General features: G+C 39.1%; 18 protein-coding genes. 12 read left to right on the forward strand and 6 right to left on the reverse strand.

The window, feature by feature from the left end; all coding sequences use genetic code 11:
• The first annotated feature begins 142 nt into the window (after window positions 1-142).
• From QL989_RS10505 to QL989_RS10530, 6 genes are all read left to right on the forward strand, one after another.
• A complete protein-coding gene (locus tag QL989_RS10505; protein WP_010388742.1) occupies window positions 143-769 on the forward strand; it encodes a fused MFS/spermidine synthase in 627 nt (208 codons plus the stop codon).
• Entirely contained in the window at window positions 756-1,652 is an 897-nt protein-coding gene (locus QL989_RS10510) for a fused MFS/spermidine synthase (RefSeq protein WP_036955522.1), read from the forward strand. The genes QL989_RS10505 and QL989_RS10510 overlap by 14 nt, the downstream gene beginning before the upstream one ends.
• 77 nt (window positions 1,653-1,729) lie before the next feature.
• A complete protein-coding gene (locus QL989_RS10515; RefSeq protein ID WP_290170356.1) occupies window positions 1,730-2,443 on the forward strand; it encodes a type 1 glutamine amidotransferase in 714 nt (237 codons plus the stop codon).
• 90 nt (window positions 2,444-2,533) lie between these two features.
• Window positions 2,534-3,010, forward strand: coding sequence for a MarR family transcriptional regulator (locus QL989_RS10520; RefSeq protein ID WP_010388735.1), 477 nt, complete (start codon window positions 2,534-2,536; stop codon window positions 3,008-3,010).
• A 2-nt stretch (window positions 3,011-3,012) separates the two neighbouring features.
• Entirely contained in the window at window positions 3,013-4,077 is a 1,065-nt protein-coding gene (locus QL989_RS10525; RefSeq protein WP_109875029.1) for an HlyD family secretion protein, read from the forward strand.
• Between the two features lie 11 nt (window positions 4,078-4,088).
• The gene (locus QL989_RS10530) at window positions 4,089-5,138 is read left to right on the forward strand and encodes a DUF2955 domain-containing protein (RefSeq protein WP_290170361.1); all 1,050 of its coding nucleotides are present in this window, start codon (window positions 4,089-4,091) and stop codon (window positions 5,136-5,138) included.
• Between the two features lie 58 nt (window positions 5,139-5,196).
• Here QL989_RS10530 and arfB read toward each other — a convergent pair whose 3' ends face one another.
• Entirely contained in the window at window positions 5,197-5,610 is a 414-nt protein-coding gene (arfB, locus tag QL989_RS10535) for an alternative ribosome rescue aminoacyl-tRNA hydrolase ArfB (protein ID WP_010388730.1), read from the reverse strand.
• A gap of 176 nt (window positions 5,611-5,786) precedes the next feature.
• Here arfB and QL989_RS10540 point away from each other — a divergent pair, with 176 nt between their 5' ends.
• Window positions 5,787-6,116 carry a hypothetical protein gene (locus QL989_RS10540; protein ID WP_290170364.1) on the forward strand — a complete coding sequence of 110 codons (330 nt, stop codon included), beginning with the start codon at window positions 5,787-5,789 and terminating at the stop codon, window positions 6,114-6,116.
• Here QL989_RS10540 and QL989_RS10545 read toward each other — a convergent pair.
• From QL989_RS10545 to QL989_RS10555, 3 genes are all read right to left on the reverse strand, one after another.
• Window positions 6,103-9,321, reverse strand: coding sequence for an SdrD B-like domain-containing protein (locus QL989_RS10545; protein ID WP_290170367.1), 3,219 nt, complete (start codon window positions 9,319-9,321; stop codon window positions 6,103-6,105). The genes QL989_RS10540 and QL989_RS10545 overlap by 14 nt on opposite strands.
• 3 nt (window positions 9,322-9,324) lie before the next feature.
• Window positions 9,325-10,092 (reverse strand): hypothetical protein, encoded by a 768-nt coding sequence (locus QL989_RS10550; RefSeq protein WP_290170369.1) that lies wholly within the window; start codon window positions 10,090-10,092, stop codon window positions 9,325-9,327.
• Window positions 10,093-10,222: 130 nt separating this feature from the next.
• Window positions 10,223-10,732 (reverse strand): hypothetical protein, encoded by a 510-nt coding sequence (locus QL989_RS10555; RefSeq protein ID WP_138606437.1) that lies wholly within the window; start codon window positions 10,730-10,732, stop codon window positions 10,223-10,225.
• 1,019 nt (window positions 10,733-11,751) lie between these two features.
• Between QL989_RS10555 and QL989_RS10560 the strand changes: the two genes are divergently transcribed.
• The 3 genes from QL989_RS10560 to QL989_RS10570 are packed head-to-tail and all read left to right on the forward strand — an operon-like array spanning window position 11,752 to window position 14,020.
• Window positions 11,752-12,096, forward strand: coding sequence for a hypothetical protein (locus QL989_RS10560; protein WP_290170372.1), 345 nt, complete (start codon window positions 11,752-11,754; stop codon window positions 12,094-12,096).
• A complete protein-coding gene (locus QL989_RS10565; protein ID WP_290170374.1) occupies window positions 12,093-13,682 on the forward strand; it encodes a PepSY-associated TM helix domain-containing protein in 1,590 nt (529 codons plus the stop codon). The genes QL989_RS10560 and QL989_RS10565 overlap by 4 nt, the downstream gene beginning before the upstream one ends.
• Window positions 13,679-14,020, forward strand: coding sequence for a DUF3325 domain-containing protein (locus tag QL989_RS10570; RefSeq protein ID WP_198522926.1), 342 nt, complete (start codon window positions 13,679-13,681; stop codon window positions 14,018-14,020). The genes QL989_RS10565 and QL989_RS10570 overlap by 4 nt, the downstream gene beginning before the upstream one ends.
• 220 nt (window positions 14,021-14,240) lie before the next feature.
• Here QL989_RS10570 and QL989_RS10575 read toward each other — a convergent pair whose 3' ends face one another.
• Window positions 14,241-14,774 (reverse strand): lipocalin family protein, encoded by a 534-nt coding sequence (locus QL989_RS10575; protein WP_138606440.1) that lies wholly within the window; start codon window positions 14,772-14,774, stop codon window positions 14,241-14,243.
• Between the two features lie 68 nt (window positions 14,775-14,842).
• Between QL989_RS10575 and QL989_RS10580 the strand changes: the two genes are divergently transcribed.
• Window positions 14,843-15,298 (forward strand): YaiI/YqxD family protein, encoded by a 456-nt coding sequence (locus QL989_RS10580; RefSeq protein WP_138606442.1) that lies wholly within the window; start codon window positions 14,843-14,845, stop codon window positions 15,296-15,298.
• A gap of 1 nt (window position 15,299) precedes the next feature.
• A complete protein-coding gene (locus QL989_RS10585; RefSeq protein WP_290170379.1) occupies window positions 15,300-15,830 on the forward strand; it encodes a hypothetical protein in 531 nt (176 codons plus the stop codon).
• Between the two features lie 22 nt (window positions 15,831-15,852).
• On the opposite strand, the gene QL989_RS10590 is transcribed toward QL989_RS10585, so the two are convergent.
• The gene (locus QL989_RS10590) at window positions 15,853-16,494 is read right to left on the reverse strand and encodes a LysE family translocator (RefSeq protein ID WP_054201493.1); all 642 of its coding nucleotides are present in this window, start codon (window positions 16,492-16,494) and stop codon (window positions 15,853-15,855) included.
• Between the last annotated feature and the right edge of the window lie 88 nt (window positions 16,495-16,582).

A 16,582-nucleotide genomic window follows, 5' to 3' on the forward strand; every position in this document is an offset into this window, starting at 1 on the left:
TATATTATAACCAAAACTATAACATGTGTTACTTTATAACAAAATGTTTTTTTGCGCTCTATGTGTGCGTCTAATTTTTATACTAGCGGCTATACAGCTATCACGTTAAGATGGATGAAAATAACACAATAAGAATAATATAATGTTAACAAAAACAAATGCATTAATTTACTTTTTAGCCTTTAGCAGTGGCTTTAGTATTATGGGAATAGAGCTGTTAGGTGGGCGCATTTTAGCGCCTTACTTTGGCAGTAGCGTACATATCTGGGGCAGTATTATTACGGTATTTATGCTTAGCTTATCATTCGGGTATTTACTGGGAGGGAAGCTGTCTATTCGTCATCCTTCGTTGACCAAATATGGGTTAATCTTTTTAGTTGCCAGTATTATGGTGGTGCCCATTGCTTTGTTTGCTGAGCCAATTATGGCATTTATTTTTTCGCATATTGAAGACAGCCGCTATGGCTCGTTACTCGCCTCCACCGCGTTATTTTTTATACCCACCATTATTTTAGGCATGATCTCGCCCTACTCTGTACGTTTGCTGGTTACCAATAGTGAGCGCAGCGGCCAAGTGGCTGGCGGCCTTTATTTTGTAAGTACCTTAGGCAGTGCGCTGGGCACCATTATTACCTCTTTTTATATGGTACTGGCGTTTGATGTTAACACCATTATTTTAGGTTTTGCTGGTGTGTTAGGCACGCTTGGGCTAATTGCTATTAGCTTTGATAAACTTAAAGTGCGAGAGGCCGTTTATGCACAAGCTTAAATTATTGTTTATTAGTATAATGGCGCTGCTATTTTCAGCTCATAGTATGAGTAATGTTGTGCATAAAGAGCGCTCTTTATATCGAAATTTACTCGTTGAAGAAACTGGCGATTTACGCTGTTTAAAGTTTGATGAAAAAACCCGACAAAGCAGCCAAAGTTGCATGTACATTAGCGACCCTAAAAAACTGGTATTTAATTATACTAAGTTGGCTTTTTCTAGTTTATTACTGATTGATAACCCTAAAAATGTACTCATTATTGGTTTAGGTGGCGGCACGCTTTCTAATATGATTCATGAGCTATACCCAAAGGCACACATTGAAAATGTTGAAATAGATCCTTCGGTAATTAAAGTGGCGCGCGATTATTTTAACTTTATAGAAACCGATAACGTAACTACTAAAGTACAAGATGGGCGTATTTTTATTAAACGTGCGGCGCTTAAAAGCCAGCAATTTGATTGGATTATTTTAGATGCGTTTAATGGCGATTACATTCCTGAGCACCTACTCACAAAAGAGTTTTTTGAAGAAATAAAAAGCGTATTAGCTGAAGGCGGAATTGTTGCTGCTAACACGTTTTCATCAAGTAAACTTTATGAACATGAGTCGGCAACTTATCATGCGGTATTTGGCGATTTTATTAATGTAACAGCCAATAATAATAGTAACCGTATTATTTTAGCCGGTTATAACAAAACCCCTACAGAGCAACAAATAGCACAGCGGGTTAAGCAACTAGCTCCGTTACTTGCCCCTTATGATGTGGATATAGAGGCAATTAGCCAACGTATGTTTTTCACTAAAGATGGAAAGGACTGGCCAAGTGATACTAAGGTGCTGACTGATCAATACTCTCCAGCTAATTTACTTAACTTTTAGCGGCTGATATCACATGGTCACTTATATCCGGTGACCCTAGGGTATTATTAAAAAGATAATATTTTAAGGAAACGGCAATGCACATTCACTTTATTATTCATGAACATTTTGAAGCGCCAGGCGCTTATGAAGCTTGGGCTAAAATGAATGGCCATACGTTGTCTTATACCCGTATTTATTTAGCTGAACCCTTACCTCAGCATACCGATGATATCGATTTTTTAATCGTAATGGGTGGGCCACAATCGCCCGCTACATCGCTTGCAGAATGCCCTTATTTTGATAGCAAAAAAGAACAAGCCTTTATTGCCAGTGCGATCACGGCAAACAAAGTGGTGTTGGGCGTTTGTTTGGGGTCGCAATTAATTGGTGAAGCTTTGGGCGCGACTTATCAACCTAGTCCAGAAAAGGAAATTGGTAAGTTTGCTATTACCCTCACCGATGCAGGCTTGAATCACCCGTTATTTAGCCATTTTGGCAGTGAGCTTAATGTGGGGCATTGGCATAACGATATGCCTGGGCTGACTGCTACGGCCAGTATTATTGCCTATAGCGAAGGTTGTCCAAGGCAAATAGTCGCTTATAGCGATTTAGTATTTGGTTTTCAGTGCCACATGGAATTGACCACCGAGGTGGTTACCCTCCTCATTGCCAACGATGATTTAACTAATGCCCATAATTACCGCTTTGTTGAACAGCCCGAAAAGCTCTTAAGTCACGACTATAACGAAATGAACAATAAGCTTTATACTTTCTTAGATAAGCTTGCCGTACACTATTTATCTGAATAATACTTATTTACGTGAAGTTAAAATGCCAGTTATTTACTTAGCCTGCTAACTAATGCTAAAATTTGCTGATATTCACAAGTAAGAGTTCCTATGAGTAGCAGTATTCCTTTTCATGAAACACTCGATTTAACTTTGTGCGGCAATATGGGTCGAGTGCACCGCTTATGTCGAGAAGCGGTGACACTGGCGGTTGAACCCTTAGGTTTAACTCAGTCGCGCTGGACGGCAATGATCCACTTACATCATTTACCTTTAGGAGCAACACAGCAAGCGTTGGCGACCAGTTTAGGTATTGAAATGCCCTCATTAACGCGCACCATTAAGCAATTAGAGCTGCAAAATCTGGTTATTCGGCAAGTTGATGAGCACGATAAACGCAGTAAAAAATTGTACTTTACCGATGAGGGTATAAAGTTATTAGAACACTTAAAAGAGCTCACAAGCGATATTAAACAGCGTTTATATGCCGGTTTAAGCACGGAGCAGCTTGATGGTATGGCGCATAGTTTAGTGCAAATGGAAGAAAACGCGCGGCGTTGTATTGCAAGCTTATCTGGAGATAAATAAGTATGACACCCGATCAAAAATTTGCTCGCTACGTTAAAGTATCGCTCGTTGGTTTTATTGTTGTATTTTTCTATTATATTGTTGCCGATGTATGGCTACCGGTTACGCCACAAGCACGGGTTTACCATCCGGTTGTGCAAATATCGCCGCAAATAAACGGCCGTGTTACCGATGTATTGGTTAGTAATAACCAAACGGTTAAAGCGGGTGATGTATTATTTGAAATAGACAAAAATACTTACCAACTAGCACTTGAGCAAGCGCAGCTCGCGCTTGATGATGCCAAACTGCAAAATAAACGACTTGATACCAACGTAAAAGCGCTGGAGGCACAAATAAGTGCAGCTAACGCTAAATTGCATGAGCAGCAGCTATTAAAAAAGCGTGGCGAAACACTCTACAAACAAAACTCTATTTCGGAGCAAGAGCTTGAAAGCATTCGTGCAAATTTTGCAGCAAGCCAATCTAATTTAGCTGCCTTTGAAGCACAGTTGGCAGAAGCTGTTCTAGCGCGTGGCGATTCAGGGCAAGATAACTTAGCACTGCGCCATGCAGCAAACCAGTTAGCACAAGCTGAGCTTAATTTATCTTATACGCAAGTGCGTGCTTTAAGTGATGGCGTTGTAGCTAATTTACAGTTACTTGAAGGCTCCTATGCGGTTGCGGGTAAGCCATTACTCGCGGTTGTAGCAAAAAAAGCAGATTTGGTAGCCGATTTTCGTGAAAAGTCACTATTAAACATGCAGCCAGGCAGTTTAGCAAAAGTGGTATTTGATAGCCGACCTGGTGAAGTATTCGACGCAAAAATTGAAATATTTGAAGCGGGTGTAAGTGACGGACAACTTAGTGCAAATGGATTACTTAGCACCACCGAAACCAGCAATCGATGGGTTCGGGATGCGCAGCGTCAGCGTATTCATTTAGTGCTGCCAAATAACAATCAACTTATAAATAATATGCCCAGTGGTGCGCGTGCCACTGTGCAGTTACTTCCACAGTCGGCTATAGGTCAATGGTTGGGATCAGTACAGATCCGCTTTATTAGTTGGTTACATTACATTTATTAGTGGGGCGAGTAATGACACAACATGTTAGCCAAGCGCCACAACTCGATTCAAATGGTTTACGTCAAGCGCTACGGATTGCTGGCGGCTGCGCTATTGGTTTTACTTTGTGCAAGTTAATGAATTGGCCAAATGGAATATTTTTTACGGTTTACCCTATGTTATTACTCGGTTTAGTGCCAAGTATTAACAAAGGCGTGATCCGTCAATTTGTTGCCAGTGCTGCCTACAGTGCGTTTATAGTGCTTATTTTACAGGGCTTATTTTCACACTTGCCGGTGTTAATGACGCTCATTATTTTTGCTAGTTTTTGCGTGTTATTTTACTTAATGAGCTCTGGTGGTGCGTTTTTATTTGGTGCGTTAGGTGCGGTGAGTTTATCGATTCAGTTACATTTTGCCAGTCATGTTGATCAAGCTAGTAGCATTTACCCGCTTATTTTAAGTAATGGTGTGGCTATTTTTATTACTATTATTATTGCGCTCTTAATGCATGGCTTGTTTCCTGATGTGACAGCGCGACCCATGCGCGCTGTACCGCACAAGGATAAAGAAAGTATTCGTCATGAGGTGTTGTTATGTGCCACGGTTGCGACTTTGTCGTTTGTGGTTTTTCAGGTGCTTGATTTGCAAGATTCAATTTCGGCGCAAGCGGCATCTATTTTAATTTTATTTTCGTTGTGTTTTAAGGCTGCGGGCACCGCAAGTTGGCAACGTATTATTGGTACACTGATAGGCTGCAATGCTGCTTTAGTTGCGCAGTTGTTTTTGTATAACCATACCGACGTTTTGCTTTTTCCGGTGGCTATATTATGGATTTTGTCTTTTATATTCAGTCGTTTTCATATTTTAGGTGGTGGTCCACCGGGGGTTGGGTTTGGGGTATTGACCACTTTTGGGATTTTATTTGGTCAGTCGTTAGGCCCTGGGCAAGATTTAATATACAGCGCCATGTATCGATTTAGCTCGGTGGCTGTTGCAGTAACAGTAAGCTTAAGCGCAGTGTATGTAGTGCATCGAATCCTAAACCGATTTAGCGTCACCCGCCATCATACTTATGATTAAATTAAAGGCTGCATTCGCAGCCTTTTTTATGTACTTAACCAGAGTCAGGTTATTTGAGTTACAGCTTAATATTACCGCGGAGAGCTTTGGTTTGGCCGTGTTTGGTTTTTTTATCCATACGTTTACGCTGTGAGTTACGGCTAGGTTTGGTAGCACGGCGTGCCTTATTAACCTTTGTGGCGCTTAAAATTAGATCTTTTAGCCGTTTAAGCGCATCTTCCCTGTTGAGCTCTTGAGTGCGATGGCTCTGCGCTTTAATTATCAATACCCCTTCTTTGGTTATTCTTGAATCTTTTAAAGCAAGTAATCGTTCTTTATAAAACTCGGGCAATTTAGAGCGGTTTATATCAAAGCGTAAGTGTATAGCACTGGCTACCTTATTAACATTTTGCCCGCCAGCGCCTTGCGAGCGAATAGCGCTTAGCTCTACTTCCCATTCATCAATGGTTACGCTGTTTGAAATAGTTAACATAGTGCCCCGCTATTTTTGCAAAAAATGTATTATAACATCAGTACATTGACTTGTGGTGAATCAACTAATTAGATAGACGACCATTGCTATTTCTCAATCTAATAATTATTAAATAAATACATAAAAATTAATTTATCCTACACTTACTACATTGTTTTTTAATTCGCTTTAATTATATGAAACAAATATCTATTTTAATGCTTTTAGTATGTATATTCGCTATTTCGTATGCTGTTTATGCTAAATCATCTCAAACGTTTAGTGCTGGTGTAATTGCACAAGAACAAGTTTATCCAATTAAAGTGTTACCTTTGGGTAATTTTCAACGCTGTTTTGTTGTTGCTGCGCAAAAAGAAGATGCGCTGTATTCTGCGTGTTATATTAAAAAGAGCGCGCAATCGATTTGGGTTGCCGAATCCGCGGGAGCGCGTTGTGAAATAAAATGTGAGTCGCATTTAAACAGTGATGGCAAAACACAGGTGCAGTACTTTACTACTGATTTATAGCAAAAATGCTGTGCCAAGGTTTCTTTATCGCGGTGGTGAGCCCTTTTATTTGTTTAACCACTTGCTTATCACACGCTGTTTGCTTTGCATTATGCGGCCCTGACAGCATCAAATAATGGGCTTCACCTTTTATTGCTTGCTTTGCTACGAACAGTGATGGATTTTCCCTTAGCAGTTTTTTATTAACTGATTTTTCAGAGGTGTATGCACCATACTGGCAAAAGTAAGTCTCAGTTTTTTGGGTTTGCATATCGCCCCACTCCCCTATTTTTCGCCACTGTGGTGAGGCATATCGCCTTGCATCAACCATAAAGCTGCCATGAAGCGCCGGTATTGAATAAACATCATTAATGGTTTGCTGTGCTTTAGCTGCATTATTATATTGGCCTGCAACGAGGTAATAGCTATCACGGTTTTCATGTTTATATAACTGCAAAGCATAGGCTGCTTTATCAATTTTATTCGCCACAATAAGTGCCGATTGAAACTTTTTGAATACGCCTAATTGCACAAAATAAGGCGTGTTTTGGTTTGCTTTAGCTGCTGTTGTTGGTTGCTTATTTAAGGTATTAGCGTTATTTGTGTATACAATGATGTCTTGCAGTATTATGGTATCGCCGCTTTTTTCAGTGATGATCTGCTCGGGAAGGTTTTTTATGGTTATGTTTTCTGATAGCTGCTCATTTTTTTCTATTTCAAGAATATAACTTCCTTGAGAAACATTAGAAAAATAATAATAACCATCATATTCAGTGACCGTTGAATAATGTTTTTCGCCGCCCTTTTCTTTAAGTACAACCGTCAGTCCTGCGATAGGTTTACTCTTTTCATTGCTCGATAGATAGATAGTCCCCTCAACCTCGTTGTAGACAACTAAAGGAATGTTTACTTTGGTTTGCCCACCTCTATGAGCCAATGTTTTAATTTTCCCTAAAGAGGGCTGCAAGTAAGGATTAGACAACGAGCGTAAATTAACATCTAAAACTTGGCCACCGTAACTGCTTGGCAGCAAGACCTTTCCGTCATTATTGGTGTATTTATTTCGCCAGAGGTAGTTACCAGTAAAATTAACGTCTTGAATTGGCTCATCGCCTTGGTCAAAGATTTCATTTTCATTCCAATCTATGAACGAATTAACTTCTATTTGCCCGGAATTTAATGAGCGAGGAGTGTCAAAGTTAAAGTCTGCTTCTAAATGATCAAAACTAAATGTGCCATTTAAACCTAAAGAAAAGCGCCAATCACCTTGATTATCGACTTGCCCTGATACTTGTATATTAAATATCTCATGGCGGTAAGTATATTGATGATTTAAAAGCGTACTTGCCGCAGAGTTAGACTGGTAAGTTAGCTGGGTTTGATTAAAAGTGCTTTGTGTTTGTGGCCAGCGCAAACTACTTCTCAAACGAGTGAGTTCTGCGCCATTATTAGCCTGCCAATCTAAGGTGTTGGTCCATTTCCAAGAGGCAATATCAATTGAAGAATAAAGCCGGTTTATTAGGTTATTTGTATCGTCATCATAAAATAGTTGGCTTGACCATGTTCCTCCGACATAACTTTTATTGATACCTAATGAGAGTCGGTTTTTAGTGTTGGTATTTTCACGTACTTCATTGCTCCATCTCATATTCCAGTTAAGAGAGTTAAAAAAATCAGTGCGGCCATTGAGGCTCAATAACAGCCTATTTTTGAGTGAGTTCTCTTGCTCTAAGAACAAAGCGCTAGAAAAGTCATTAAGGGCACTGTATTCAACATTAACACTGATGTCGTTAAAAAGTGTATCAGAAAGTAGGCCTCTAAAACCGGCAAAATAAGCATAGCCAGCATCGAGTTGTTTTGTGGCTAAAAAACGGTAACTGCCGTGATCTGTAAGTGTGTTTAGCCCAGATGATAGGTAGCTGCTGTTATTTTGTTCAGTTTGCAAATGAGTAATTTGAGCGTCATATGTAATAAACTCACTAATGCCATAAGAGAGATTACTTTTAAAGGCATTACTCATCGCCGTTGAGGAGTTACTTGATTGATTAAAAACGCTTTTATCTGTTTCTAAAAACTCCACCTGATAGCTTATTTTTCCGGGCGATAGTGCGTCTTGCCCTATTGTATACTTTTGAGTGCGTGTAACTTGCTCGCCCTGTGAGCCAAAAAGTTTAATTTCAAAGATATTGTTGCCGTAAAAAGTTTCAACATCGGTAAATCGAACCAAATTTTCGTCGTTAGCTTGAGTAGTGGCAATAAACTGGCCATTTCGGTGCAGCTCTGCTTGCCAGCCCGGTAGTGCCGGTTCTTCAATGGTGATGGTTGAAAAGTTTTGTGCCGAATGCGGGTTAGCATTTGAAATATAAAATCCCCGGCCTTGGTTTGAGCTAGTAATAAGCTGATCTGATTGAGATTGAATATCTCCCAATTGATAGTGAATGCGTGCCAGTGAGTGCTCTTGTTCACTTAAATTAAAGTCTTTAGTTACTTTTAAAAAGGTATTAGCGGTGTTTTCGTTTTTGTTGAATCGTAGTTCAGCTCGATGATGAAATAAGTCAAAGTAGCTATTAAGCCTGAGCAGCCCCTTATAACGATTATTAGACGATTTATAGCTTGCTGATAATGAATATTCAGATACCGGATAGGTTAGCGTTTGGTATTGGTCGTCTATAAAGTGGTCGTATTGCAGTGCTTTGGACTTAATTTGTTTTGTAATACCACTCGTTAATTGGTTGTTATTATAAGTAAGCAAGTTACTAGAAAATGAAACCTGCATCAGTGAGTAATCAAAGCGCGAGTCGGTATTTAAAAGTGTATTTATGACGGATAAATCAACATAGTGGTCGTAGTCATCGACAGCCCACAATGAAACATTTTCTGAGGGCGCTAAAGTTGAGGAAAGCTCAGCATTGAGAACCAGCTCACTTGCGTCAACTTTAGCAGCCAGTGTATTTTGTGACACATTTAAGCTAATTCCCATAGTCGATTTCAGGGCGCTTATGGGCAATAGCAACTTATTTGATTTTGAATAGTAGGCTTCTAAATCTGAGACAACTGAACGCCCATTTACCCTGACATTTATAATCACAAAAGCCTCCTCATCAATAGGCCATTGATAAAGAGTCGGTAACTGCTTTGCGATGATTGCTTTGGGTGCAATTAACAGTAATGTACAAAGTAATAAGCGAGCCGCTAAACCACAGCCTAATGCCCTTATGTTTAGCACTTTCTATTTGATATTAATAGGGATCGCTAACTCGATTTTACCGCCGTAAAGCTCGTTTTCTTTGTAATTGAGTGTCAAAGGTCCTGTCACAGGAGCTTGTAAAGTGATGTATACCTTGCGACGAGATAGAGGGGTATAAACGGCCACATTGGCTATTTCACCAACCATTACATTATTCTCATCAACTAATTCAAAGTTTCCATACACAGAGCGATTCCCTGAGAGTGTTTGCCAAAATGTTAGAGTCGGGCGCCCATTTTGAGTAATTAATTGCGGGTTTATTAATTCTGAGTCAGCCTCTAATTGGCCATGACGAACGATAACAGGCACGCTGTAAGCAACCTTAGGCCTAATGCTTATTCCATCAGCGTCAGGGTTTTGTGATTCAGAGGCTATAATTTTAAGCACCGCTCTGTATTCGCCAACAGCAAGCTCGGCTTTTTTGCGAACGGTCATTCTGATAGCTTGCATCCCTTTGGGTGCAATAGTGCCGCGACGTGGTGAAAACCGTAGCATGTTTTTGGCAGAGCGCCCTTCAACTTGTTGTGGAGTAACATCTATAAGCGCTCCTTCTTCGGTCATATCTTTATGGGTAACAACAAGTTTAAAATCGAGATTTTTATTAGAGGTATTGCGGATAAGTAGTGAATTATTTTTAGTACGCCCATCAAAGTATAAACGGTATTCAGACAACGCAAGGTTGGCATTACAAATTTCAGGTAGTAAAAGAGTTAGGCAAAGGGTAGCCCAACAAAAAAGTTTAAGAATCATGGGACAACTCAACAACATGATAATAAAAAGTGGAGCGCGATGCTCCACACATTTTTATTTTTAATGCGCAATTACGCAAAAAAAAATAAACTGAGGCTAACTTAGTAAGTTAGCCTCAGCTTTCATAGTCTTATTGGAAAGACACATCTACAGTATAATCTACAGTGTAAGCAGCGCCCGCTGTCAGTGTAGAATCAACCGTCATATCACCATATACACTAACAGTAATATCTGTTGCACTTGCATCAGTAGTGAAAGCAGACGCAACATTGTCAGCAGTTGTTACACTGGTTGTGCCATCTGTAGCCGTTGTTACTGGAGCAAAAGTTAAGTTAGTGCCTGTGCTTCCAGATACAGTAATATTCATTGCTGAATTTGGCGCTAAACCAGATACAGTAATTCCACCTAATTGAATGTTTGCATCTGACGCATCACAGTCACCCGATACAACGCCTGCATTATCCATCGTACAGGTTGAGCTTGTAGATAAACGAATTTTACCAAAGTGAAGTGCGCTATCCTCTGCAAAAGTAGGCTCAGTCCAACCATTTACACTTGCTTGAAATGTTTGGTTAGATGCAAGTAAAGAAGTTGATGAGATTGCTAGTAAAGCGGAAGCTGCAAAGATTTTTTTATTCATAGTTTTTCCATTTTTAAAAATTATTATTTTTTTACTTCCATGCAAGTTAGTTTAGAGGAGAACCTCAATCCATTGTTTCGGATTTAAACACAGTTGTTATCAAAAAGGAATTTTTTGTTAACGCTGTTGCTGTTTTTAGGGTGTTTATGATACAAAATCATTAATTTTAATCAGGAAAATGCAACGAGAAAAATAACACAGATACTAATTTTATTTTAACGCTTGTGGGACTTAGTTTTAGGTTTGGCCAGAGTGGTTAAACTGATGCTGAGCCTATAATGATGTTTATCAATCATTATTTATTTTCTAGAACTATTATGTAAGGCAGTACTAACGCTTTTTGCCTTAAGCTCTATACTTAAACGCTAAAAAAATCTGCAGCAACAAGTATGCGAAATGCTCATTAATTGAGCATAAATTACTCATTGTATCTTATCGCCGTGTCCATGAATAAAGTCATTACAATTTAAACTCATATGTTTAAGATCAGATTTTTACTAACTTACCGCTTTAAAAGTATAAAACTTAATTTTTTACGCACGTTTTTTCAGCGTTTTGCTTCATTTTTAGCTCTCTCAGGTAATCAGTTAGTAAAAAATCGGTTTATATAGGCGATATTTTATACCTTGTTAGTAAAATACTGATCCTAGATTACTTGAAGGATACTTAATGTTTAAAAGGTCTTTAATTATTAACTACTTGTATCAAAAATTTTGTTTGGGCTGTGTAAAAGCTCATTAAAGAAAGTGCTTTTAGCTAAATTTTAATTTCATATACTGACGGATGTTTACTGCGGCTATATATATTTCGTCGGTAACAACAACGCATCTAGGAAGGCCTTTCCTTATACGTGTTGTTTTATTGCTGGTTGTTAATCTTAATGTAGATCAGTATTTAACTAACTCAATTTAATGCTTATCACTGCATTCAAATACAAATAAGAATTACTATCTTTTGTGTTTGTTGGCGTTATAATATCGCCATCTTTTTTAGCTATGTTTAAAAGGAATTTGCAGTATATGCAGGCCTCTAACCGTCTTTTAGACTTTCCCAAACCCGCTTTTTCTATGTTATGGCAATTTATGCAGCGCTTTAACTATAAATTAGCGGTTTTATCGCGTTTTTTTGTCGCCATTGTGGGCGGGTATTTTTTTACTGCCGTCAGTGTGTCGCTGTTAAGTGTTGTGGTGCCGGTCTCTAAAGTTGACGCGGTTCTTTTAAGTGTGTCTGCGAGTATTTTAATTTATGCACTGGTGTTTATTTATAGTTTTTATCTTCAGTCGTTAAAAACAGTTTGGATCAGTATTTTACTAAGTGTTGCAGTGCAATTTTTTATATTGTCGTTAATGAAGGGATGGTTATGAAAGGGAGTTTTTTTCGCTCAATGACCTGGTTACATACATGGGTAGGTTTACTCGTGTGTTGGTTACTGTATTTAATATTTTTTGCAGGCACCATCAGCTTTTTTAGAGATGAAGTTAGTTTATGGAATCAGCCAAGTATTCATAATATTGAGCAGCAGACAGACCGTATTGGCGCGCAAAAGCAACAAATAATAAGCGGCGTTGAGTATTTAAATTCGCAAGCACCTAATGCGCCTAATTGGCGTATAACACTCCCAGAAGAACGTGTACCCTATTTAACGTATGGTTATGCTAAGCCAAAAGAGCCAGGGCAGCGCAGAGCGTCTTTTGAAAACACCCGTATAGATCCAAATTCCATGCAGCCTTTAGCACCCTTTGTAGATACCCGAGGGGGAAATTTCTTTTATCGCCTGCATTTTGATTTACATTATATTGATGTAAAAACAGCGCGTTGGATTGTCTGTTTTGCAAGCTTGTTTATGCTTATTGCATTGATATCAGGGATAGTAATTCATAAACGAATTTTTAAAGATATGTTTGTTTTTAGAGCTAATAAAGGCAGTCGTAGCTGGTTAGATGTACATAATTTAAGTTCTGTATTTGCCTTACCGTTTCATTTAATGATTACCTATACCGGCATTATTACTCTGATATTTATGATATTTCCCTACCCCGCGCAAACCGTTTATGAAAATGGAATACGTGGTTTTTTCAATGATGTTTCGCCAAGTAGTCCTGTAACAGAATCATTGCAAGGTACTGCACCTTTAGTGCCTATCAATACTGTTTTAGATCAGGTTTATACTAAGTGGCCAGAGGCTGATATAACTCGGGTAATTATTAATAACCCGAATAAAGCCGCTGCAACGATTATGGTTTTGGTGAGCCCTGGAAAAACATTAAGGGATCAATCACCCCGTTTAATTTTTAGCGGAGCGAGTGGTGAACTTGTTGCTCAAACTGATGATGAACTCACTGGCAGTAAGGCGCTATATGAATCATTAAACTCAATGCATACTGGGCGTTTAGCAGAACCATTATTACGTGTTTTATATTTCTTAGGCGGCATTGCCGGCTGCATAATGATAGCGACAGGCTGCATAATGTGGGCTAAGCGCTTACGCGAAAGAATGAAAAAAAATACTCAACCATCTTGGGGGCTAAAGCTCGTTGAAGGGTTAAATCTAGGAACATTGATGGGATTACCCTTGGCTACATCGGCTTTCTTTTTGGCTAATCGTTTACTTGGCAAACAGGTTGCTGAGCGCGCGGATAAAGAAATACTCGCTTTCTTTTTAACTTGGCTATGTGTGTTCATCATTGCCTTTGTAAAGCGTGACAAGTTGCAGTGGTGTGTGATGGCTGCCATAAACAGCATTGCTTGCTTTAGTGTGCCAGTGGTTAATGCGCTCACCACTGAAGGTAATATAATCAGTTATTTGCGTAACGAACAGTGGGCATTATTTATGTTTGACAGTCTTTTTCTTGCGTTTGGTTTGCTGTTTTTGTTACAAACCGAAAAATTACGTACTGCTCTGCAAGCTAAAAAACCAACTCCAATAAATACTCAGGAGCAAAAAGTATGATTGCCTTGCTTCCTTTTAGTTTATGTTTGCTGGCTTTTAACTGCTTTGCGCTGGCTAAGTTTAATCATTTTAAGGATGTTTTTAATAAGCGCCCTACTCAACAGCAGCGTTTGGTTTTATTGAGTGTTGCTTGGATCAGTATTTTACTAAGTTTGCTGTTATGTGTTAACGAATTACAAGGTTATGGTGGTTTGCAATTTTGTGGCTATATGACGTTAAGTGCTTTAATTGTAATGATTTTTTATAGCTTTTTGGTGAGGTTAACTAAACTTTTTAACTTACTCATATTAGTAATATTGGCCATGAGTACGTTATTTTTTGGTTTAAATGGGCTTTAGTTAGTAAAAACCTGATCCCAAAAAATAGGCTAAATTGCGGAAAAAAATGGCAAGCCATCAGGCTTGCCAATTAAAAAAGGGGGATTGTCATTATGTCTTCACCTGCCTGTCTCTTTGCAGATGCGGCTAATATAGCCTTGCTTTATTTAACTTACCTTACAGTAAGGTGATCGTTTTATTACAGCTAAGGTTATTTATTATACTCTCATGTAAACCCCCTTTACAGCGGTTTTTGATTTACCCAAATAATTTCGTCAGTTGCAAACCCAAGCGCCTTTACTTGGCTTAAAAAGTGCTGCTTAAGCTCTTTGCTTACTGTTGGTGTGCGTGATAAAAACCATAAGTAATCTTTGCTATAACTGGTAATAAAGGCATATTGATAATCAGGTTGGTCGAGCTCAAAAATAATATAGGCACCATAAAACGGCCCAAAAAATGACACTTTAAAATGCCCTGTATCGGTGTTTTCTACAAATTTAGCTAAGCCTTCGGCTTCGTCCCACTGCTGATCTTTGCTAATAAATCCTTTGTTTAATACCTTTACCGTTCCATCATCGTTAATAGAGTAGGTGGCTGTTACTTGTTCCATCCCTTGTTCAAAAGAATGGTCTAATCGTGCTATCTCATACCACTTGCCTTGGTACTTTTCTAAATCAAAGTTTTTAACAGGGGTTATTCCTTCCGGTGCGCTGGTACAGGCACTGAGTAAAAACATAGCAGTAATAAATAATGCGGTTTTAAAAGCGAGTTTCATGTTGTTTCCTTTTCTTTAGAAATTGCTATAGGATCGCTCTAATACTAAAGCAATTTAAAGAACTTAGCATGAAAATTTGGGTTGATGCTGACGCTTGTCCGGTGGTAATAAAAGAAATTTTATTTAGAGCTGCAGAGCGTACGCATACAGAAACAATACTGGTTGCAAATCATGCCATGCGCATTCCACCATCAAAATTTATTAGCCGACTGCAAGTGTCATCAGGCTTTGATGTGGCTGATGATGAAATAGTTAAACGAGTTGAAAAGGGTGATTTAGTGATCACTGGAGATATTCCGCTAGCTAGCGAAGTGATTGATAACGGCGGCCAAGCGCTTAATCCGCGCGGTGAGCTTTACACCACTGAAAACATTCGCTCCTTACTAAATGTACGCGACTTTATGGATACTATGCGCTCAAGCGGCGTAGAAATGAGTGGTGGGCCGCCTCCGTTAAGCCAAAGTGACAGACAAAACTTTGCTAACAACCTTGACCGTATTTTAGCGCAAAATAAGAGTAGTTAAGGTGAGCAGCCAGTTAATAGGGTTAGGTGATGACTCATTTAGAGTTGCTGTGTATGTCGCAAAAGCGCCCCCTATGCCCTACTTTGAAACACTAGAGCAGCTAGAGCCTGTGGTTAGTGGGCAAATAAACAGTATAAATCAGCACTGTGGCAATGGCTGGCGAAAAGTCTTTAATGTGTACGCTAAAGTGTTATTTGCGCTGCCAAGCGAGTATTACTCATTTGCTAAACAAGCAGTGAGCTGGCAAGCATATCGAGATGAGCTGTTGTTACAGCAGCATAGCGGGACTGCATTACTCTTTAGTGCGCCTGTGCTCACTGAGCATAAAAACCAGTTGCACGTTATTGCGGGCAGAACTCACGCTAAAAACTTGATACAACAAGGAAAATTAAACGCCCAACTTGATTGGCTTGATAATGAGTTCGCTATAGATAAAAGCCAGAATATTATTGTGTGCCCCTATTTTGATTATAGGCAGCTGAGTAATATTAAAATTGCCCGTTTGAGTGAATTAGTGGCTCAGCTAAGATAAGCCACTTTCTTTTTTGCTACTGTTACACGACGTGAGTTAGTTTTTGTGCGCTATCAACTAGCATTAGTGAGCCCAAAATAAACAGTACACATGCCGATGCACGCCCAAACTTAAGCGACAATGCAGGATTGTTACTAAGGATTTTTCTGGCACTTATCCCTATTAACCAATACACCAACGCACAGCCTACTAAATGAATTACACTCAGTACCAGCAATTGTTCAGTGATAGAAAACGATAAAGTTGGCAACACAAACTGTGGTAACAAGGCTAAAAATAACAGCATTACTTTAGGGTTTAAACCACTAATGATAAAGCCCTTTCTCATCCACTTTAGAGGCGTGTCTGAGGTGTGTTGTTGGCCATCGTTATAGGCTGCAGGCATGGGAGGAAATCGGTATAGTGATACGGCAATCCAAATTATGTATAAAGCGCCGAACAAGGTTAACAGCTTTATAAAAATAGCATGCGATGCTAATAGCGCACCTAACCCTACCACCACAATTAAACTGGCCATTAAATGCCCAAGTATTAACCCTGACACCGCAGGAACAATTTTATCGCCTGCTATTCCTGCGCTAATTGTATAAGCCCAATCTGCACCAGGGGTGAGAACAAACAAAATTGATACCAGCCAAAAAGAAAAAATAATATTAATATCCATAGCGCTATAACCTAAAATAAGTGAGTAACTATTTTATTTCTTTCTGATGAGTAAAAGTTACTGTATTTTACTAATATAAGCGTTCATT

It is taken from the genome of Pseudoalteromonas sp. APC 3224 (genome assembly GCF_030407535.1).
Classification (GTDB): Bacteria; Pseudomonadota; Gammaproteobacteria; order Enterobacterales; family Alteromonadaceae; genus Pseudoalteromonas.